Here is a 17,923-nt window from a genome sequence, read left to right on the forward strand (position 1 = left end):
CAAATGAAAACCCCCGCCACTATGCCATGACGGGGGCTCGATCTGCATCGCAAATTGCTGAACACAGCGGTCAACGCGACATGGGGCTCAGGCGCCGACGGCTTCCTTCATCGTGTGCGCTGCGCGGTCCTTCTTCAAGAGCTCGGCCACCAGGAAAGCCAGCTCGAGCGACTGGTCGGCGTTCAGCCGCGGATCGCAATGGGTGTGGTAGCGGTCCTGCAACTCCTCATCGCGGATGGCACGCGCGCCGCCCGTGCATTCGGTCACGTTCTTGCCGGTCATCTCGATGTGCATTCCGCCCGGATGCGTACCCTCGGCCCGGTGAACGTCGAAAAAGGTCTGAACCTCCTTCAGGATGCGGTCGAATGGACGCGTCTTGTAGCCGGCGGCGGTGATCGTGTTGCCGTGCATCGGATCGCAGGACCAGACCACCTTGCGGCCCTCCTTCTCGACCGCGCGGATCAGCTTCGGCAGGTGCTCGCCGACCTTGTCCGCGCCGAAGCGCGCGATCAGGGTCAGGCGCCCCGCCTCGTTCTGCGGATTGAGCAGATCGATCAGTTCGATGAGCCCGTCCGGCGTCATCGACGGTCCGCATTTGAGGCCGAGCGGATTCTTGATGCCGCGGCAGTATTCCACATGGGCATGGTCAGGCTGGCGCGTGCGGTCGCCGATCCAGATCATATGGCCCGAGGTCGAGTACCAGTCGCCGGAGGTTGAATCGATGCGCGTCAGCGCCTCTTCGTAGCCGAGCAGCAGTGCCTCATGGCTGGTGTAGAAATCCGTTTCGCGCAGCGAAGGATGGCTTTCGGCGTTGATGCCGACGGCGCGCATGAAGTCCATCGTCTCCGAGATCCGGTCGGCCAGCGCCTGATAGCGCTCGCCCTGCGGGCTGTCGGAGATGAAGCCCAGCATCCACTTGTGCACGTTTTCCAGATTGGCAAATCCACCCTGGGCGAAAGCGCGCAGCAGGTTGAGCGTGGCAGCGGACTGGCGGTAGGCCATCTCCTGGCGCGCCGGATCCGGAATGCGGGAGGCTTCGTCGAATTCGATGCCGTTGATGATGTCGCCGCGGTAGCTGGGCAGCACCACGTCGCCCTTCTTCTCGACATCGGACGAGCGCGGCTTGGCGAACTGGCCGGCGATGCGGCCGACCTTGACCACCGGCTGCGAGCCGGCGAAAGTCAGCACCACCGCCATCTGGAGGAAGACGCGGAAGAAGTCGCGGATATTGTCCGCGCCATGTTCGGCGAAGCTTTCGGCGCAGTCGCCGCCCTGCATCAGGAAACCGTCCCCGTCGGCGACCGCCGCAAGCTGCTTCTTCAGCTTGCGCGCCTCACCTGCAAAAACAAGCGGCGGATAGGTCGCCATCCGCGCCTCGACCTCGGCCAGCGCGGCCTGGTCCGGATAGGCCGGAACTTGGCTGATTGGCTTGCTTCTCCAGGAATTCGGCGACCAGTTTGTCATGTCAGCACCCATAGATGTTACGCGTCGGGCGGAATGCGTGGCATCTCGACCGGCAAGGCGGCTATTTAGCGAAAGCCGCACCCACATACTACCCCGGAAATGAACGCAAATCGAACCCCACCGTGTCAGCCCGGCAAGATTGTTGCGCCGGCATGGGGGATGAAGCGCAAAGGAAGCTGGGCAAGGGCGCCGTCGATCAGCTCCCGCTCCATTTCGCTCAGCCTCACCGGCCGCGGATAGAGCGGGGCCTGCCGGTCGGCCAACACGGGCGTGTCGAAGCCATGGGTGTCGCGGACGAAACGGCGCATTCCCTCCTCGCCGTGCACGCGCAGGAAGCCTTGCAGAACAGCGTCGAGATAGGACTGCAGAATGTGGCCTTCGCCATCCCGCTTCGCCGCCGGCGGCAGCGCTTCGTAAACGTAAAGGGGACAGTCGAACGGGAGCTCCGCCTCCAGTTCCAGGTCCTGCGGCTGGACCTGGCGGCGCACATAGCCGATCTCGCGTTCGTCTACCTGCGGAAGGTTCTCCAACAGGTCGAGAACGAGCAGCCCGTCGCAGACATGGCCCTCGTCCCGCTTGACGCTCAACAGGACGGCGCTGCGCATGTCCGCTTCGTGATAGGGTATCCAGTGGCGCCGCCAGCCCTTCAGCCGTGCCGGCACGCTGGTCACAATGCGCGTGCGGTGCGTGTCGGCGTTCACCAGCGAGCCGTAGCCGAAATAGCCGATGACCGCGCCCTCGGCCGGATATTCCTTCTTCGTGAGATCAATCGTCGATGCGTTCGCCATTTTTGACCCTGTAGCTCGGCTTGTACATCGTCACCAGTTCCTCCGCCGCGCTGGGATGGACGGCCATGGTGCGGTCGAAGTCTTCCTTTGTCAGCCCGGCCTTCAGCGGGATCGCGAGAAGCTGCGCCATCTCGCCGGCGTCGGGACCCAGCACATGCGCCCCGACCACACGCCGCGACGCCGCATCCACCACCAGCTTCATGATCATCTTTTCCTGCCGGCCCGAAAGCGTGTGCCGCATCGGCCGGAAACTCGCGCGGTAGACCTCCAGGGCGTCGTAGCGCTTGGCCGCTTCCTCCTCGCCGAGACCCACCGTGCCGATCTCAGGCTGCGAGAAAACCGCGGTGGCAATCATTTCGTGGTCGACCTTCGTGGGGTTGTCCCGGAACGCGGTCTCGATGAAGCACATGGCCTCGTGGATCGCCACCGGTGTCAGCTGAACCCTGTCGGTCACGTCGCCCACGGCCCAGATGTTGTCGACATTGGTGCGTGAATACTCATCGACGACGATTTCGCCCTTCACCCCGGTCTCCACGCCCGCTCTCTCCAACCCCAGGCCTTCCGTGTTGGGAATGCGGCCGATGGCAAGCATGATCTGGTCGAAGCTTTCCACCGCGCCCGACTTGAGGTGCGCGTCGAGCGCCCCGTCCGGCCGTTTGTCGACCTTTTCGATGAGTTCGTGGCAGAGAATGCGTATCCCCTTGGCTTCCATCGCCTCGTGCAAGCCGCGCCGAAGGTCGTTGTCGAAGCGGCTGAGAATTTCCTTGCCGCGATAGACGAGCGTCGTCTCCACGCCCAGGCCATGGAAGATGTTGGCGAACTCCACGGCAATATAGCCGCCGCCTTCGATGGCGATGCGCTTCGGCAGTTCCTTCAGATCGAAGGCTTCGTTGGAGAAGATGCAATGCTCGTGCCCGGGCAAGGCCTCATGCGGATTGGGCCGTCCGCCGACCGCGATCAGGATATTTTGCGCCGTCAGGGTCTCGCCGCCCACCCGCACGGTGTGGCGATCCACCAGCACGGCACGATCCTCGATGATCCGCGCGCCGGCGTTTTCAAGGCCCCTGCGGTAAAGGCCTTCCAGGCGGGAAATCTCCCGATCCTTGTTGGCGACCAGCGTTCTCCAGTCGAAGCGCGTCTCACCGACCGTCCAGCCGTAGCCGGCCGCATCTTCAAAGTGCTCGGGGAACTGCGAGGCGTAGACATAAAGCTTCTTGGGAACACAGCCGCGGATGACACAGGTGCCGCCGAACCGGTACTCCTCGGCGATGGCCACCTTCTTGCCCAGGCCCGCCGCCAGCCGCGCGGCGCGCACGCCTCCCGATCCTCCGCCGATGACAAAAAGATCGAGATCGAAATCGCTCATGTCGGAAAAACCCCGTGCTGCTCGTTCTGTCGCCTGAGGCAGCTATGCTCTTGTCGCACAAATTGAAAGCCCGGCGCGGCGGCCGGGCTTTCAATAATATTCAATCGGGCACGCTGTCTATTGTCCGGTGGCGTTGCTGTCGCCGGCGTTGCCAGCCTCGCCGGTGCCGTTGCTTTCGCTGGCGGGCGCCTGCGCGTTCGCTGCCGCTTCGATCTGTTCCGTCACGCTCTGGGTCAGGTCGCGCACGATGCCGCGGCGCCAGATCTCGGCCGCACTGAGCACTTCGCGCGTGACGATGGGCCCGTCCGCCAGAAGCTTCTTGCCTGTCTCGGAATTGTAGAAATTGGCGATGTTGTTCAGGTCTTCCTCGCTGAACACGCGCGCATAGGCCAGCGCCGCCTCCCGTTCCAGATCGGCCCGGCGGCTGGCCAGTTCCAGCGCCTTTTCATCGACCGTCGCATTGATGAGGTCGACGAGGTTCGGGCTCTGCTGGATAAGCTCGCTCTTCAGCGCCTGTGCAGCCTGGGGCAGCACATTGTCGAAATTTTCGGTGGCGTTGATGGCGGTGATCGCCTGGCGCGCGGCCCGCAGATGCGTATCAGATATTTCCTGCGCGCCAGCCGGCAAGGTGAAGGCGGTAAGGGCCATCGCCGCGGCCAGCGCAATGTGGCGAACATTCTTGGCCATGTTCATATCTGTTGGACTCCGTTTCTTATATAATTCAACCGTTACGCGTCGATGGTCCTGATGCCGTCCCCGCCCGCCAGGATCGCCAGACTGGCCAACCCGGTAAAGAGCCCCGTTTCGACGACGCCCGGAATACCGTTCAGCGCCTGTGCCAGCGCTCTTGGCTCCGGAATACGGCCAAATGATGCATCGAGGATGAAATGGCCACCATCCGTAACAAATGGCTTGCCGTCAGCCAACCGCATTTCGTGGGTAAGGGAAAGACCCAGCCGCTCCGCCGTTTTCTCGATGGCCAGCAGCGTGGCGCGCAGGCCGAACGGAACCACTTCCACCGGCAGCGGAAACCTGCCGAGCGTGGCGACATGCTTGCTTTCGTCCGCGATGACGATCATCCGGCGCGAGGCGGATGCGACGATCTTTTCGCGCAGCAGCGCGCCCCCGCCTCCCTTGATCAGCGCCAGCTCCGGCCCGATTTCGTCGGCGCCGTCGATAGTCAGATCCAGGCGCGGGGTCTCGTCCAGGTCCGTCAGCGGGATCGACAACTGGCGGCAGAGCGCGGCCGTGCGCTCGGAGGTGGGAACGCCCACGACCTTCAGCCCCTCGCCGACCCTGACGCCCAGCAATCTGATGAATTCTTCGGCAGTGGAGCCGGTACCGATGCCGAGCTTCATGCCGTCTTCCACATGTTCGAGCGCGGCCTGCCCGGCCGCAATCTTCAATGCCTTTGCATCGAGCGCCATCGATTCCCCCAGAACTTCCCCTGCCTCTACCGCATCGGCCCGAAAACCGAAACCGGCTTCGGACGGCCCGCTGCGGCCTTAATTATCCACGGCGTCTTTGGTGCATCCAACGATGCATGGCGCTGTAGCCGTTTTCCGCCGGCACGGCAAACCCGCTTGCGCATCGCCGCGCTTGCACGGGGCGATGCGGGAGGGTATCGCCTCCACGGAAGATCTTTGCAGGCTCAGGGGAAGCACCATGGCACCGCCCATCATCGTATTCGATCTCGACGGCACGCTCATCGATACCGCGCCCGATCTTCTCGACAGCCTCAACCACTGTCTTCAGACGGCGAACGTGCCACCGGTCGAGGCGGCGGAAATCCGCCGTTTCGTCGGCTTCGGCAGCCGCGTCATGATCGAAAGGGCCTTTGCCGATCACGGACAGCCCCTCATCGAGGGGCAGCTCGACGCCCTGCAGGCACTGTTCCTGGAGCATTATTCGGCCGCGATGCCCGGCAAATCCCGCCCCTTCGCCGGCGTGCCCGAAGCGATAACCCGTTTTCGCAAGGCGGGCTACCTGACCGCCGTGTGCACCAACAAGCTCGAAGGACTTTCCGTGTCTCTGCTGGACGCACTGGAAATGACCGAACTCTTCGGCGCGGTCTGCGGCGCCGATACATTCGCTCACCGCAAGCCCGATCCCCGCCACCTCCTGGAAACGATCGAGCGATGCGGCGGCGACCGCGACCGCGCCGTGATGGTCGGCGATTCGCGCACCGACATCGACACCGCCAAGGCCGCCGGCATTCCCGTCGTTGCCGTGGATTTCGGCTATACCGACGTGCATGTCAGCACTTTCGAGCCCAGCCGCGTCATCTCCCATTTCGACGAACTTACGGTCGAATTGGCTGAAAGCCTCATCCGCGAGGCATCGGGCATCGCGGTCTCTTGACTTGCGGCCCCTGCCCCCCTTATATCGCCGCGCGCTCGGTAATTGAGCACCGGGCGGGCGCGTAGCTCAGCGGGAGAGCACACCCTTCACACGGGTGGGGTCACAGGTTCAATCCCTGTCGCGCCCACCATTTGAATGAGGTTGGCCAGCCGCACCGGCCTGTTACCCCGGTCCCCTTATCCTTCCGCATCCATGAAAGTGAAGAAACCGTGCACGCTTCCGTTGTCCGGGCAAGTGCTTTCGCAGCTTCCATTTTCGCCCTTTACATAGCCGGCGCAATGCTCGTTCCGGCGGCTGTCGATCTTTATTACGGCAATAGCGACTGGCAGGTTTTCGTCTTCTGTTCCCTCACCACCAGCGGTGTGGGGCTGACGATCGCCGCCGCCACGCACGGACGGCGTCATGTCGGTTCGACGCGGTTTGCCTTCTTCGTCGTCGTGATGTTGTGGGCCACGCTCGGCCTCGTCGGGGCTCTGCCGTTCTACGCGGCGTCCCTCAGGCTAGACCTTGCCAGCGCCGTCTTCGAATCGGTGTCGGCGATAACGACGACCGGCTCCACAGTGATAGCGGGGCTCGATGGTCTTCCCCCGGGCATGCTCCTGTGGCGCTCTTTGCTGCAGTGGATCGGCGGCCTCGGCGTCATCGCCCTCGGCCTGTTCTTTCTGCCCATGCTGCGCGTGGGCGGCTTCTCCTATTTTCGCATCGAATCATCCGATATCGAGGAGGATCGGCCGTTCGGGCGGCTGGCAAGCTATACCCAGGCGCTGGTCGCCATCTATATCGCCCTGACCCTTTTGTGCGCGATCGCCTACGGCATGGCCGGGATGAGCTTTTTCGACGCCGTCAATCACGCGATGACCACGATCGCGACAGGCGGGTTTTCCACCCATGACGCTTCCTTCGGCTATTTCGAGGGCCGTGCCGTCCTGTGGGTCGGCGTCGTCTTCATGATGCTCTCGGCGCTCCCCTTTTCGATTCTGATCCTGTTCCTGGTCAGCGGCCGGCTGGACGCCCTGCGCGATCCGCAGATCCGGGTCTTCCTGGGTTACGTGGCGGCCGCCGTCCTCGTCATGGCCATCTACCGGCGGCTTGCGACGGGCATGGACTTCGGCGATGCGCTGACGTCGTCGGCCTTCAACCTTGTGTCGATCATCACCACCGCCGGATTCGCCAGCGAGGACTACACATTGTGGGGTCCTTTCGCCATCACCCTCTTCTTCTTCGCGACATTCCTTGGCGGCTGTTCGGGCTCGACCGCCGGCGGCGTCAAGGCTTACCGCTTTCTGATCCTGGGATTGATGCTGCGCAACGGGCTGCGATCGTTGATCCATCCGAGTTCGATCCAGCCGCTGCGCTATGGCAACCGGGTCGTCGATCCTCAGATGCAGCGTTCGGTCACGCTTTTCGCCATAGCCTTCATCGGTATCTGGGCCGCCGCCTCGCTGGCTCTGTCGGCGGGCGGGCTCGATCTTGTCACGTCGACCACCGCAACCCTCACGGCGATTACCAATGTCGGGCCCGGCCTGGGCCCCGTCATAGGCCCGGCGGGCAATTTCAGCGCGCTCAACGACTATGCCAAATGGATACTGACGGTGACCATGCTGCTCGGCCGGCTCGAGATCCTCGCCGTCCTGGTGCTGCTGTCGCCGGCCTTCTGGCGGGATTAGCGGGTCAGCTGCCGGCCGAGCGGGCGTCCCCGACCTTGGTCAGCGCCGTGGAGAGGCGGGCGTCGCGATCATAGACGTCGTCATGATAGGCAACGCTTCCCGACGCATCGGGCCAGGCCGTGAAATAGCCGACATAGACGGGTATCTTCGACGGCACGTTCCGGCGGCTGTTCTTGCCCCGGGCCACGGCCGCGCCGACATCTTCCTCGGTCGTACCCAGGACGGCCGCCGCCATCGCCCGCGGCTCATGCAGCCGCACGCAGCCATGGCTGAAAGCGCGGGTATCGCGGCTGAAGAGATTGCGGGCCGGCGTGTCGTGCATGTAGATGGCGTGCTTGTTGGGAAACATGATCTTCAACTCGCCCAACGCGTTGCGCTCGCTCGGCGTCTGGCGAACATTATAGGGGATGTTGGCGCCGTAGCGCGACCAGTTGACGGCCGATGAAGGAATGCGCCGCCCCTTGGCGTCCGTGACCTCATAGCCGGCCCGGTCCAGATAGCCCGGATCCTTGCGCAGACGCGGCAGCATCTCGTTGATCAGGATGGAACGCGGCACGCCCCAATAGGGGTTGAACTCCACATATTCGATCTCGTCGTAAAAGAAGCTGGTCTGGTTGGCGGTCTTGCCGACGACCGTGCGCATCGCCAGCTTCTCCTTGCCGTCCTCCATATAGCTGGCGGTGAAGGAGGCGGCGTTGATCATCACGCGCCGGCTGCCCATATGGGAAGGGTGCCAGCGCAGCCGCTCCATCGCCAGGATGACCTTGTCAATGCGGGCGGCCTTCGATTCGCCTGCAAGAGCGCCGACCGTGCGCCGCCCGACGATGCCGTCGGGGTTGAGATCATGCCGCTTCTGCGCGGCCTTTATCACGGGAACGAGCTCGTCCGCATAGGTTTCGCTGCCGGCGTAAGAGGCCAGGAGGACGCCGTGCTCCCGCCGGAATGCGTCGTCCGCGTCCCTGTCGATGATGCGCAGCAATTTCGCGAAATCCGGATGACTCCCGCCCGGCCGCACGAATGTGTCGGGATCGACGACGATTTCCCGCTCCTGGCTGGCGCGCAATGCGGCAAGCTCCTTGCGCAGCGCGGCGTAGATCTCGTTGGCCGGTTGAAGCGACGCCAGATAGCGCGGGGCATTGGCCGTCTGCGACAGGATATTCAATACGCGTCCGGCATCGAACGGCTTTTCCGGGAAATCGTGGTAGCCTGAAAGCTTGTTGGGATCGACGCGCCCCCGTGTGGCATCCCTGGCATATCGAAGCGCCCGCGCCGACAGCATCAGTTCGAAGCGCATCAGATCCGCCAGCCGCGCATCCTCGTCACCCGAAGCGGAGGGTTCCCGGACCGCATAATCGGCCTCGACCAGCCCATCCTCACTGGCGGCGCGAAGGACGCCGAGCGTGGCAAGCGCCCGCTCGTTCGGCCCATTCTCGTCGCTCCAGATGAAGGCGGGATTTTCCTGGTAATAGGCAGTGACGGCGTCGACGATCGGCTTTTCTGCAAGGATGTCGAGATCACCAGCCGCTGCCAGCGCTCTGGTGAAGCGTGAATCCGGTGGAAACTGCGCCCCCTCTTCCGCTTTCGGCGCAATGGCGGTCACGTCGAGCTTCCGCAGATCCTCGGCCCGATAGTTGTAATAGCTGGGGCCGCTGACCTTCGGCGCGGCCGCTCTTGGCGCTGGCTGCTCCGGCTCACGAACCACCGGAGCCTGCCGTACCGGCTGGCGGTTCGAACGATTGCCGAAAAGCATGTCGAACAGATACTGCTCGGCACTTGCCTGCGGCACATGTCCGGCAAGCCCGGCGGCGAACGCCAGAACGGTCAGGCTGACATATTTAACGGACCGCTTCGCCATCTGGCGCACTCCCCCAAGGTTTTGCAGGTCATCACTTACCGCCGCCACCGGCCATGGCGTGAGCCCCGCAGGCCGGACAACGACCACCGCGACACTATAATGATTCATCAAACTAAGGTTAAGCGCGCGCTAAGATCGGCCGTGGAGCCAGCGAAAGACACCATCAATTTAACGTGAAGGCGGCGACCGGGTTCCCTTTACTCGGCAGCGGCAAGCAGCCGCTGCCCGGCGAAGAATTCGGCCAGATGGGCAAGCGTCGCCGGATCGGAAAGGATACGGCGGTGGCCGGCGCCGTCGACAGGCCGGAGCCCGGCACGGTTTGCGCCCGCCGCGATGGCTTGCGCATCGGCGAAAGGAACCTCGCGATCGTCGGGCGCATGGAGAACCATGATCGGGACGGCCAGCGATGCAGCTTGCCGCGCTACGACGAACTCCGACAATGGCGAGCCCGTGACGCGTTCGACCCGATCGAAGAAAGCCTCGCGGCTTCTGCGGCCCAATCCGAGCTCGCGCGAAAAATAGGCGAACAGATCGGGCATGGAGTTCGGCGACGCGATCAGCGCCAGGCGACCGGCGTCGACCGGTTCCAGCCCGTTCACCGAGCCCTTGAGCGCATTGACCAGCACCGTGCCTCCGAAGGAATGGCCGACGAGGCCGGCAAACGGGCCGAACCAGTCCTGAACGGTTTTCACCGCCGCCACGGCGCTCGCCATGTGAAGCCGCCGTCCGGAGGAAGCGCCATGGCCGGGAAGATCGAGCGCAATCACCCGGAAGCCGTGCGCGCGCAGTTCCCCGATGATGGCCCGCATGTATTCGCTGCGCGATCCCCAGCCATGCGTGACCAGGATCGTCCCCCTGCCCCGCCATGCGCCCTGCGGCCGGAACTCGTGGGCAACAAAATATCCATAGGCGGATTTCAGGCAGTGCCGCCGCGCTTCCAGCATGAAGGCCTCGGCCGCAGCGATCCTTTCGCGCGCCCTTGGCGAGCGGCCGCCATCCGGTTTCGGCGTCCGGCAAAATATCTCGAAAGCCGCATGTCCGGCTAGGCGCGGCGCGATATGTTCTGCTATTCCAAACAGGATGCGCAGTGCAGACAGTCGGAGAGAAGCCATCATCGTCGCCCTGAAATGTTCATTATTGAACAGGATAGTTCAATCATGAACAATAAGCAACAGCTCCCTTGGGACAATCCGCGTTTTCACAACTGGATTGCCGTGGTCCGTGCCGAAAAGGCAGTCGTCAAGGCGCTCGGCCAGGCGCTTGCGCCGCTCGGGCTCAAGATCGCGCAGCTCGACGTCCTGATGAATCTCTACCGGCATCCTGGAACTTCCCAGCACGATCTTGCCCGGCGGCTTCTCGTGGGGCGATCGAACATCACCATGCTGCTGCCGCAATTGGAAGAGCAGGACCTCTTGCGCCGCGAAGGCGATCCCAATGACCGGCGCGTCATGCGCCTCTACCTGACCGAAAAGGGCGAAGCTCTGCTCATGAAGGCGCTGGAGGTCTACACGGGACTGATCGACCGCGTCATGGCGCAGTCCACACCCTCGCAGTGCCAGGCGCTCGGAGAGCACATGCGCCGCATCATCGACGAACTCGAGCGGGACTGAGCCGGCTCCGCTTCCCGCACGCTGCGGCTCTACCACATCGTCGCGGCAGCGCGCTCCGGCCATTCCCGGTCATATTTGGCGCCGTCGATCTTGCCCGAGGTGAGCGCGCCCAGTATGTCGCCTGGTGTCGGCAGGCCCGAGGCGGCGGCCTGCGACGCGGCATCCCACAGCCTGGACCGCTGTATGGCGCGGGCGCACTGAAAATACACCGTTTCCACATGCACGACGATGACCGAGCGTGGCGCCTTGCCGCCGACGGCGAAGCTGTCGCACAAGCCGGGATCGACGCTCAGCCGGGCACGGCCGTTGACCCGCAGCGTCGTGCCCGATCCCGGCACCAGGAACAGCAGCGCCACCCGGCCGTCGCGCACGATATTGCGCAGCGAATCGATGCGGTTGTTGCCCCGCCGGTCGGGCATCAGCAACGTCCGTTCGTCGTGGACCCGGACAAAACCCGGCTCGTCGCCGCGCGGCGAGCAATCGAGCCCTTCCGGTCCCGACGTGGCGAGAGCCACGAAAGGCGATGCCTCGATGAACGCGGCATAGGGCGCAATGATGTGATCGACCTCCTTCACGAGCGAGGCCGTGCCGGGCTCGCCATAGATGTCCTCCAGCGCTTCCACGCTCTCGACAAATCCGCAAATCCCACCTGCTTCATCGATCACGGCTCAGCCCCTTTTCATCCAGTTCTTCGAGATATTCCTGCCACCGTGCCTCACGCTCGCGGCACAAGGTGGCCAGATAGGTCCAGCTGAAAAGCCCGGTATCATGGCCGTCGTCGAATACGATGCGCACCGCGTAATTGCCCACGGGCTCCATGCGGGCAATGCCGACATCGCGCTTGCCGCCCACCGTCACGCGCTGATCCGGCGAATGGCCCTGCACTTCCGCCGAGGGCGACAGCACCCGCAGCAGCTCCGCACCGAGCGCGACGGGCTCCTCCCCGTCGAATGTGACGGTCAGCGTTCGCCGATCGCGGGAGACCCTGAGTTCGCTGGGAGGCTTCATGAGTATGTCCGCAGGTTGGAGCGATGAATATTGCCGAAGCGTCTGCCGTGATGCTAGCCTGCCCTTCGCCCTTGAAAAAGCCCCTGATCGGCCTGACATTCGGTCCAGCCGGAAAAACGAGCCAGGAGCGCGGAATGAACACGGTATCCAGCATGATCGACCCATTCGGACGCGCCATCGACTACCTGCGCGTCTCGGTCACCGACCGCTGCGACTTCCGCTGCGTCTACTGCATGGCCGAGGACATGACGTTCCTGCCCAAGCGCGACCTGCTCAGCCTTGAGGAGCTCGACCGGCTGTGCACGGTGTTCATCGAGAAGGGCGTGCGCCGGTTGAGGCTCACCGGCGGCGAGCCGCTGGTCCGCAAGAACATCATGCATCTCGTCCGCGAATTGTCGCGGCACCTGAAATCGGGCGCGCTCGATGAGCTGACCCTGACGACGAACGGCTCTCAGCTGGAGCGCTTTGCCGGCGAGCTTGCCGATTGCGGCGTCGAGCGTATCAACGTCTCGATCGATACCCTCGATCCGGACAAGTTCCGCGCCATCACGCGCTGGGGTCATCTCGACCGGGTGATGCGCGGCATCGATGCGGCCGCCGCCGCAGGCCTGAAGATCAAGCTCAATACGGTGGCGCTCAAGGGCTTCAACGAAGCCGAGATCCCGGAGATGCTTTCCTGGGCCCATGGCCGCGGCATGGACATGACCGTGATCGAGACCATGCCGCTCGGCGAAATCGACGGCGACCGCACCGATCAGTACCTGCCCCTTTCCCAATTGCGCGCCGACCTGGAAAAGCGCTTCACGCTGACGGACATACCCTACAAGACGGGCGGGCCGGCGCGCTATGTCGAGGTCGCCGAGACCGGAGGCCGACTCGGCTTCATCACGCCGATGACCCACAATTTCTGCGAAAGCTGCAACCGCGTCCGCATGACCTGTACCGGCACGCTGTTCATGTGCCTCGGCCAGGAGGACGCCGCCGATCTGCGCGGTCCGCTGCGGGCCTCGGAAGGCAACGACCTTCTGTCGGCTGCGATCGACGAGGCGATCTTCCGCAAACCCAGGGGCCATGATTTCGTCATCGACCGGCGCACGAAGCGTCCGGCCGTCTCCCGCCACATGAGCGTCACCGGCGGCTGAACCACTGTTTAGCGCCGCTGGACCGATTGCCAGGCGCGCCCGAAAATAATAAGCCATCCTGATCAATTCTGCCGACGGGGTGCGCGTGGCTCTTTCTCCCAATCTGCGTGGTGCGCTTTTCATGTCGGTCTCGATGGCCGGCTTCACCATCAACGATGCTTTTGCCAAGCTGGCCTCGCAGGGTATGAACATGGGCCAGATCATGCTCGTGCGCGGCGTCTTTGCCACCATCCTGCTGGCGCTGCTCGTCTGGCGCACCGGCGCATTCTCCAGGCTCGGCGGGCTCCGCCATCCAAGCGTTTTCCTGCGCATGGTTTGCGAGGTCGCGGCCACTGTGACGTTCCTGACGGCGCTCATGCGGCTTCCCATCGCTAATGTTCACGCTGTCCTCCAGGCCCTGCCGCTCGCCGTCACCATGGGTGCGGCGCTTTTCTACGGCGAGCCCGTCGGCTGGCGCAGATGGGCCGCCATCGCGGTCGGTTTCGCCGGCGTCATGATCATCGTTCGCCCCGGGCTGGAAGGTTTCAGCGGCTGGTCGTTGCTGGCGCTCGCCGCGGTCGGCTTCTGCATGGTGCGCGACCTTGCCACGAGGCAGATCCCCGGCACCACGCCCACGGCGCTGGTATCCATCGCCACCTCGATCGCGGTCTCCATATGCGGAGCGGCTCTGATCGGGCCTTTCGGCGGCTGGTCGCCGCTCACCTTCGCGAACGTTTCCCTGCTTCTGGCTGCCGCCGTTTTCCTGATCTTCGGCTACCAGTTCATCATCATGGCCATGCGCGAGGGGGACGTCTCCTTCATGGCTCCGTTTCGCTACACGGGGCTGCTGTGGGCCATTCTGCTGGGCCTTGTAATCTTTGGCGACATTCCTGATCTGATGATGCTTGCAGGAGCGGCGATCGTCGTGGCCTCGGGGCTTTACGCCCTGTACCGCGAGCAGGTCGTTGCGAGGAAAACGCCCATCGTCCACAGCACCGGGCCGGGCATGGCGCCCGACGGCGTGTAGGGCGGAGAAAGAAACAGCATGTCGGTCCGCAGCTTAGATCGCACGACCCCGCCGCACATTCTGACCCTCGTGATGGCGGCCGCCACCGCGGCCGTCGCCATGAACGTCTTCCTGCCGTCCCTGCCCGGCATGGCCGAGTACTTCGAGGCGGACTACGGCATCGTCCAGCTCGCGGTCTCGCTTTACCTCGTGGCGACCGCCATTCTCCAGCTCGGCATCGGCCCGGCCTCCGACCGGTTCGGACGCAGGCCGGTCATGCTGGCAAGCTTTGCGATCTTCATCGCGAGCACCTTTGCCGCGACCTATGCGCCGACCATCGAGATCTTTCTGGTCTGCCGTGTCCTTCAGGCATTCGCCGCAGCCGGAATGGTGCTGTCGCGGGCCATCGTGCGTGACACGGTCGGGACCGACGAGGCCGCGAGCCGCATCGGCTACATAACGATGGGCATGACCGTCGCCCCGATGATCGGCCCGTTGATCGGCGGCTTCCTCGACGAGCTTTATGGCTGGCAGGCCACGTTCCACCTGATGCTGGCCTTCGGCGTTCTGGCCTTTGCCGTGGTCTGGCTCGACCTCGGCGAGACCAATCACAGCCGCTCTGCATCCATGTCCAGCCAGTTGAGGAACTATCCCGAACTTTTCCGCTCCCGCCGCTTCTGGGGCTATGCGGCCACCGCCGCCTTCACTTCCGGCGCCTTTTTCGCCTTTCTGGGCGGAGGGCCCTTCGTGGCAACGGTGCAGTTGAACCTGTCTCCTTCGCAGTACGGCATGTATTTCGTGCTGATCACCTTCGGCTATATGCTCGGCAACTTCATTTCCGGACGGTTTTCGCGGGTCGTCGGCATCCATCCCATGATGCTGGCCGGCAACCTTGTGTCAGCCGTGGGGATGGCCCTGTCGATCGGCCTGTTCGCCGCTGGCCTCTACCACCCGCTTGCCCTTTTCGGCCCGACTTTCTTCGTCGGCATCGGCAATGGCGTCACGCTGCCCAACGCCACCGCCGGCATCGTCAGCGTACGGCCCCATCTGGCTGGGACCGCTTCGGGGCTTGGCGGCGCGCTGCAGATCGGCGGTGGTGCGGTGCTGTCGGTGGTCGCCGGCGCCCTGCTCGCCCCCGGATCAGGCCCATACCCGCTGCTTTTCGTCATGTTCTTCTCATCCATTGCGGGCGTGCTGGCCACCCTTTACGTCATTCACGTCGCTCGCAAGATGGAGAGCCTATGAACCGCCATGTCTTCGGCATTGCCGGCTGGAAGAATTCCGGCAAGACCACGCTGACCGAACGGCTCGTCTCCGAATTCGCCGCGCGGGGCCTGCGGGTGGCGACGGTCAAACATGCCCATCACGGTTTCGACATCGACAAGCCAGGCAGCGACTCCTTCCGCCACCGTGCCGCCGGCGCCACGGAAACCGCGGTCGTTTCAGCGCGCCGCTGGGCGCTGATGCACGAATTGGGCGACGAGGACGAGCCTCCGCTTGAGGCGATGCTGGCAAAACTGGCACCGGCCGACATCGTGCTGGTGGAAGGCTACAAGAAGGAGCCGCATCCCAAGATCGAATGCCGCGGCCCCGCCACGGGCGCCGTCCCCATCGCCAACCGGGTTTCCTCGGTCGTCGCCATCGCCTCCCACACCGGAACCGCTGAAGAACCGGTTCCCGCCTTCTCCCGTGACGACATCGCCGGCATCGCCGATTTCATCCAGCAATATCTGGGCATGAAGCGTGGCTGAGGGATCCGGGACCGCAGTTTTACGGTTGCAATTTTGTTTCAAAGAGTGGGAATATCGCTGCTCAAACCCGGCGATTGCAAGACAAATGCCCGGGGACAAGCAAGACAGAGAGGAACATTCATGAAGGTTTCAAGGCGTATCGCGCTGGGTCTTTCGGCTTTGGCCCTGGCCGCCACGATGGGTGCGGCCGGCGCGCAGGAGAAGATGCAGCTCAAGATCGGCACCGAGGGGGCGTATCCCCCCTTCAACAACCTCAACGCAGCCGGCGAGCTGGAAGGCTTCGACATCGACATCGCCAAGGCGCTGTGCGAGGAAATGAACGCCGAGTGCGAGTTCGTTACCCAGGATTGGGACGGCATCATCCCAGCGCTTCAGGCCGGCAAGTTCGACGCCATCGTCGCTTCCATGTCGATTACCGAGGAGCGCAAGGAGCAGGTCGATTTCACCGACAAGTACTATAATACGCCGCCGGCGCTTGTGGTGCCGAAGGATTCGGACATCACGTCGGCCACGCCCGAGCAACTGGAAGGCAAGGTGATCGGCGCCCAGGCCGCCACGACCCACGCCCAGTTCGCCGAGACGACCTTTCCCGACGCCGAGATCAAAGCCTATCCGACTGCCGAGGAATACAAGCTGGACATGGCGAACGGCCGTCTGGATGCCGTCATCGACGATGTGATCGTGCTCGAGGAATGGTTGGGTACGCCCGACGGCGAGTGCTGCAAGGTTCTGGACACGCTGACGCCGGTCGAGGAAATCTACGGCGAAGGCATCGGCATCGCCGTCCGCAAAGGCGAGGACGAACTGCGCGAAAAGCTGAACGCCGCCATCAAGGCCATCCGTGAAGATGGTACCTACAAGGAAATCAACGACAAGTATTTCAGCTTCGACGCGTACGGAGAGTAAGCGCGCCCCCAGAGCGCGGCGGGACCGGCCCGCCGCGCTTTCACTTGCTCCACTGTATCCTGCTGTATCAGTTCACGGTTTCACGGAAACGCTGAATTGATCTAACTATTTGATTTAAAGCAGTTCCGGACGGAAACCCGCTTTCCACTTGCCCTGGAACTGCTCTAGAAGCGTAAAGGGGCGCCCGGGCTTTCGGGCAGCCCAGCGCCGAATGTGAATGCGGCCGGGTGGATCGCGGCGGATCCCCTCCCGTCGAAAAATGCCTTGGGGAGCCTCATGGACAGGGTCTTGACCCTTCTCAGCTTTGGCCGCGAGGGCTGGGGCGACGACATTGCGGCAGGCGTGCTGGTCACAATATCGCTGGCGCTGGCAACGCTTCCCTTCGGCCTTGTCGTCGGTTTCACCGTTGCCCTTGGAAAGCGTTCGCAGGATGCGGCGCTCCGGCTGGCCGCCAACATCTACACGACCATATTCCGCGGACTGCCGGAACTGCTCACCCTCTTCCTCGTCTATTACGGCGCGCAGATCGGCGTCCAGCAACTCTGGCACCTCCTGGGCGGCACGGGCGGCATCGAGATCAACGCCTTTGTCGCCGGAATGGTGGCACTGGGCGCGGTGTTCTCTTCCTATGCGAGCGAGGTCTTCCTGTCCGCCTTCCGCGCCATACCGGCGGGACAATATGAAGGGGCCTATGCCATCGGCCTGTCGCGCTGGCTTACCATGCGTTTCGTCATCCTGCCCCAGCTTATCCGCGTCGCACTGCCGGGCCTCTCCAATCTCTGGCTCATCCTTTTGAAGGAGACCGCGCTCGTATCGGTAATCGGACTTTCCGATATATTGCGGCAGACAGGCATCGCATCCCGCGTGACCAAGGAGGCGTTCCTGTTCTTCGGCATTGCCTGTCTGCTCTATCTCGTGCTGGCGATGCTGTCCTCCATCGTCCTTTCGGCGATCGAGCGCAGGGTTTCGGCCGGCGGGGCGCCGCGATGAGCGCCGTGCGCCCAGCCGTCGTAACCGAGG

Annotated in this window: 18 protein-coding genes and 1 tRNA gene; 10 read left to right on the forward strand and 9 right to left on the reverse strand. The window is 63.6% G+C overall.

The genetic code is table 11. The annotated features are described in order from the left end of the window. Positions 1 to 87: 87 nt before the first annotated feature. The 5 genes from NTH_RS00090 to rpiA form a co-directional block, all read right to left on the reverse strand. Complete coding sequence (locus tag NTH_RS00090; protein WP_338528082.1) at positions 88 to 1,464, reverse strand: class II 3-deoxy-7-phosphoheptulonate synthase; 1,377 nt, start codon at positions 1,462 to 1,464, stop codon at positions 88 to 90. Positions 1,465 to 1,589: 125 nt separating this feature from the next. Then, a complete protein-coding gene (locus NTH_RS00095) occupies positions 1,590 to 2,252 on the reverse strand; it encodes a gamma-glutamylcyclotransferase family protein (RefSeq protein ID WP_338528083.1) in 663 nt (220 codons plus the stop codon). Further along, positions 2,230 to 3,618, reverse strand: a complete 1,389-nt coding sequence (gene gor / locus NTH_RS00100; RefSeq protein ID WP_338528084.1) for a glutathione-disulfide reductase — start codon at positions 3,616 to 3,618, stop codon at positions 2,230 to 2,232. Before gor ends, NTH_RS00095 begins: the two co-directional genes overlap by 23 nt. A 117-nt stretch (positions 3,619 to 3,735) precedes the next feature. Then, complete coding sequence (locus tag NTH_RS00105) at positions 3,736 to 4,305, reverse strand: DUF2059 domain-containing protein (RefSeq protein ID WP_338528085.1); 570 nt, start codon at positions 4,303 to 4,305, stop codon at positions 3,736 to 3,738. 41 nt (positions 4,306 to 4,346) lie between these two features. Next, on the reverse strand, positions 4,347 to 5,045 hold the full coding sequence (rpiA, locus tag NTH_RS00110; protein WP_338528086.1) for a ribose-5-phosphate isomerase RpiA: 699 nt from the start codon (positions 5,043 to 5,045) through the stop codon (positions 4,347 to 4,349). 238 nt (positions 5,046 to 5,283) lie between these two features. Between rpiA and NTH_RS00115 the strand changes: the two genes are divergently transcribed. From NTH_RS00115 to NTH_RS00125, 3 genes are all read left to right on the forward strand, one after another. Then, a complete protein-coding gene (locus tag NTH_RS00115; RefSeq protein WP_338528087.1) occupies positions 5,284 to 5,979 on the forward strand; it encodes a phosphoglycolate phosphatase in 696 nt (231 codons plus the stop codon). A gap of 55 nt (positions 5,980 to 6,034) precedes the next feature. Beyond that, positions 6,035 to 6,109, forward strand: a tRNA-Val gene (locus tag NTH_RS00120). Positions 6,110 to 6,188: 79 nt separating this feature from the next. Then, on the forward strand, positions 6,189 to 7,646 hold the full coding sequence (locus tag NTH_RS00125) for a TrkH family potassium uptake protein (RefSeq protein ID WP_338528088.1): 1,458 nt from the start codon (positions 6,189 to 6,191) through the stop codon (positions 7,644 to 7,646). A 4-nt stretch (positions 7,647 to 7,650) separates the two neighbouring features. Here the strand turns inward: NTH_RS00125 and NTH_RS00130 are convergent, their stop codons facing one another. Both NTH_RS00130 and NTH_RS00135 read right to left on the reverse strand, forming a co-directional pair. Then, positions 7,651 to 9,501: a L,D-transpeptidase family protein gene (locus tag NTH_RS00130; RefSeq protein WP_338528089.1), complete on the reverse strand. Its 1,851-nt coding sequence runs from the start codon at positions 9,499 to 9,501 to the stop codon at positions 7,651 to 7,653. 197 nt (positions 9,502 to 9,698) lie between these two features. After that, the gene (locus NTH_RS00135) at positions 9,699 to 10,613 is read right to left on the reverse strand and encodes an alpha/beta hydrolase (protein WP_338528090.1); all 915 of its coding nucleotides are present in this window, start codon (positions 10,611 to 10,613) and stop codon (positions 9,699 to 9,701) included. A 45-nt stretch (positions 10,614 to 10,658) separates the two neighbouring features. Here NTH_RS00135 and NTH_RS00140 point away from each other — a divergent pair, with 45 nt between their 5' ends. Further along, positions 10,659 to 11,111: a MarR family winged helix-turn-helix transcriptional regulator gene (locus tag NTH_RS00140; RefSeq protein ID WP_338528091.1), complete on the forward strand. Its 453-nt coding sequence runs from the start codon at positions 10,659 to 10,661 to the stop codon at positions 11,109 to 11,111. A gap of 29 nt (positions 11,112 to 11,140) precedes the next feature. Here NTH_RS00140 and NTH_RS00145 read toward each other — a convergent pair whose 3' ends face one another. Together NTH_RS00145 and NTH_RS00150 are read right to left on the reverse strand one after the other, a co-directional pair. After that, a complete protein-coding gene (locus NTH_RS00145) occupies positions 11,141 to 11,776 on the reverse strand; it encodes a pyridoxamine 5'-phosphate oxidase family protein (RefSeq protein ID WP_338528092.1) in 636 nt (211 codons plus the stop codon). After that, positions 11,766 to 12,119 carry a DUF971 domain-containing protein gene (locus NTH_RS00150; RefSeq protein ID WP_338528093.1) on the reverse strand — a complete coding sequence of 118 codons (354 nt, stop codon included), beginning with the start codon at positions 12,117 to 12,119 and terminating at the stop codon, positions 11,766 to 11,768. Before NTH_RS00150 ends, NTH_RS00145 begins: the two co-directional genes overlap by 11 nt. Positions 12,120 to 12,253: 134 nt before the next feature. Here NTH_RS00150 and moaA point away from each other — a divergent pair, with 134 nt between their 5' ends. The 6 genes from moaA (at position 12,254) to NTH_RS00180 (ending at position 17,893) form a co-directional block, all read left to right on the forward strand. After that, the gene (moaA, locus tag NTH_RS00155; protein ID WP_338528094.1) at positions 12,254 to 13,261 is read left to right on the forward strand and encodes a GTP 3',8-cyclase MoaA; all 1,008 of its coding nucleotides are present in this window, start codon (positions 12,254 to 12,256) and stop codon (positions 13,259 to 13,261) included. An 85-nt stretch (positions 13,262 to 13,346) separates the two neighbouring features. Further along, a complete protein-coding gene (locus NTH_RS00160; protein WP_338528095.1) occupies positions 13,347 to 14,267 on the forward strand; it encodes a DMT family transporter in 921 nt (306 codons plus the stop codon). Positions 14,268 to 14,285: 18 nt separating this feature from the next. Beyond that, the gene (locus NTH_RS00165; RefSeq protein WP_338528096.1) at positions 14,286 to 15,491 is read left to right on the forward strand and encodes a multidrug effflux MFS transporter; all 1,206 of its coding nucleotides are present in this window, start codon (positions 14,286 to 14,288) and stop codon (positions 15,489 to 15,491) included. Further along, positions 15,488 to 15,997 (forward strand): molybdopterin-guanine dinucleotide biosynthesis protein B, encoded by a 510-nt coding sequence (gene mobB / locus NTH_RS00170; protein ID WP_338528097.1) that lies wholly within the window; start codon positions 15,488 to 15,490, stop codon positions 15,995 to 15,997. The genes NTH_RS00165 and mobB overlap by 4 nt, the downstream gene beginning before the upstream one ends. A gap of 120 nt (positions 15,998 to 16,117) precedes the next feature. After that, the gene (locus NTH_RS00175; protein WP_338528098.1) at positions 16,118 to 16,903 is read left to right on the forward strand and encodes an ABC transporter substrate-binding protein; all 786 of its coding nucleotides are present in this window, start codon (positions 16,118 to 16,120) and stop codon (positions 16,901 to 16,903) included. A gap of 276 nt (positions 16,904 to 17,179) precedes the next feature. After that, complete coding sequence (locus NTH_RS00180; RefSeq protein WP_338528099.1) at positions 17,180 to 17,893, forward strand: ABC transporter permease; 714 nt, start codon at positions 17,180 to 17,182, stop codon at positions 17,891 to 17,893. The last annotated feature ends 30 nt before the right edge of the window (positions 17,894 to 17,923 follow it).

The sequence above is a fragment of the Nitratireductor thuwali genome (assembly GCF_036621415.1).
GTDB lineage: Bacteria > Pseudomonadota > Alphaproteobacteria > Rhizobiales > Rhizobiaceae > Chelativorans > Chelativorans thuwali.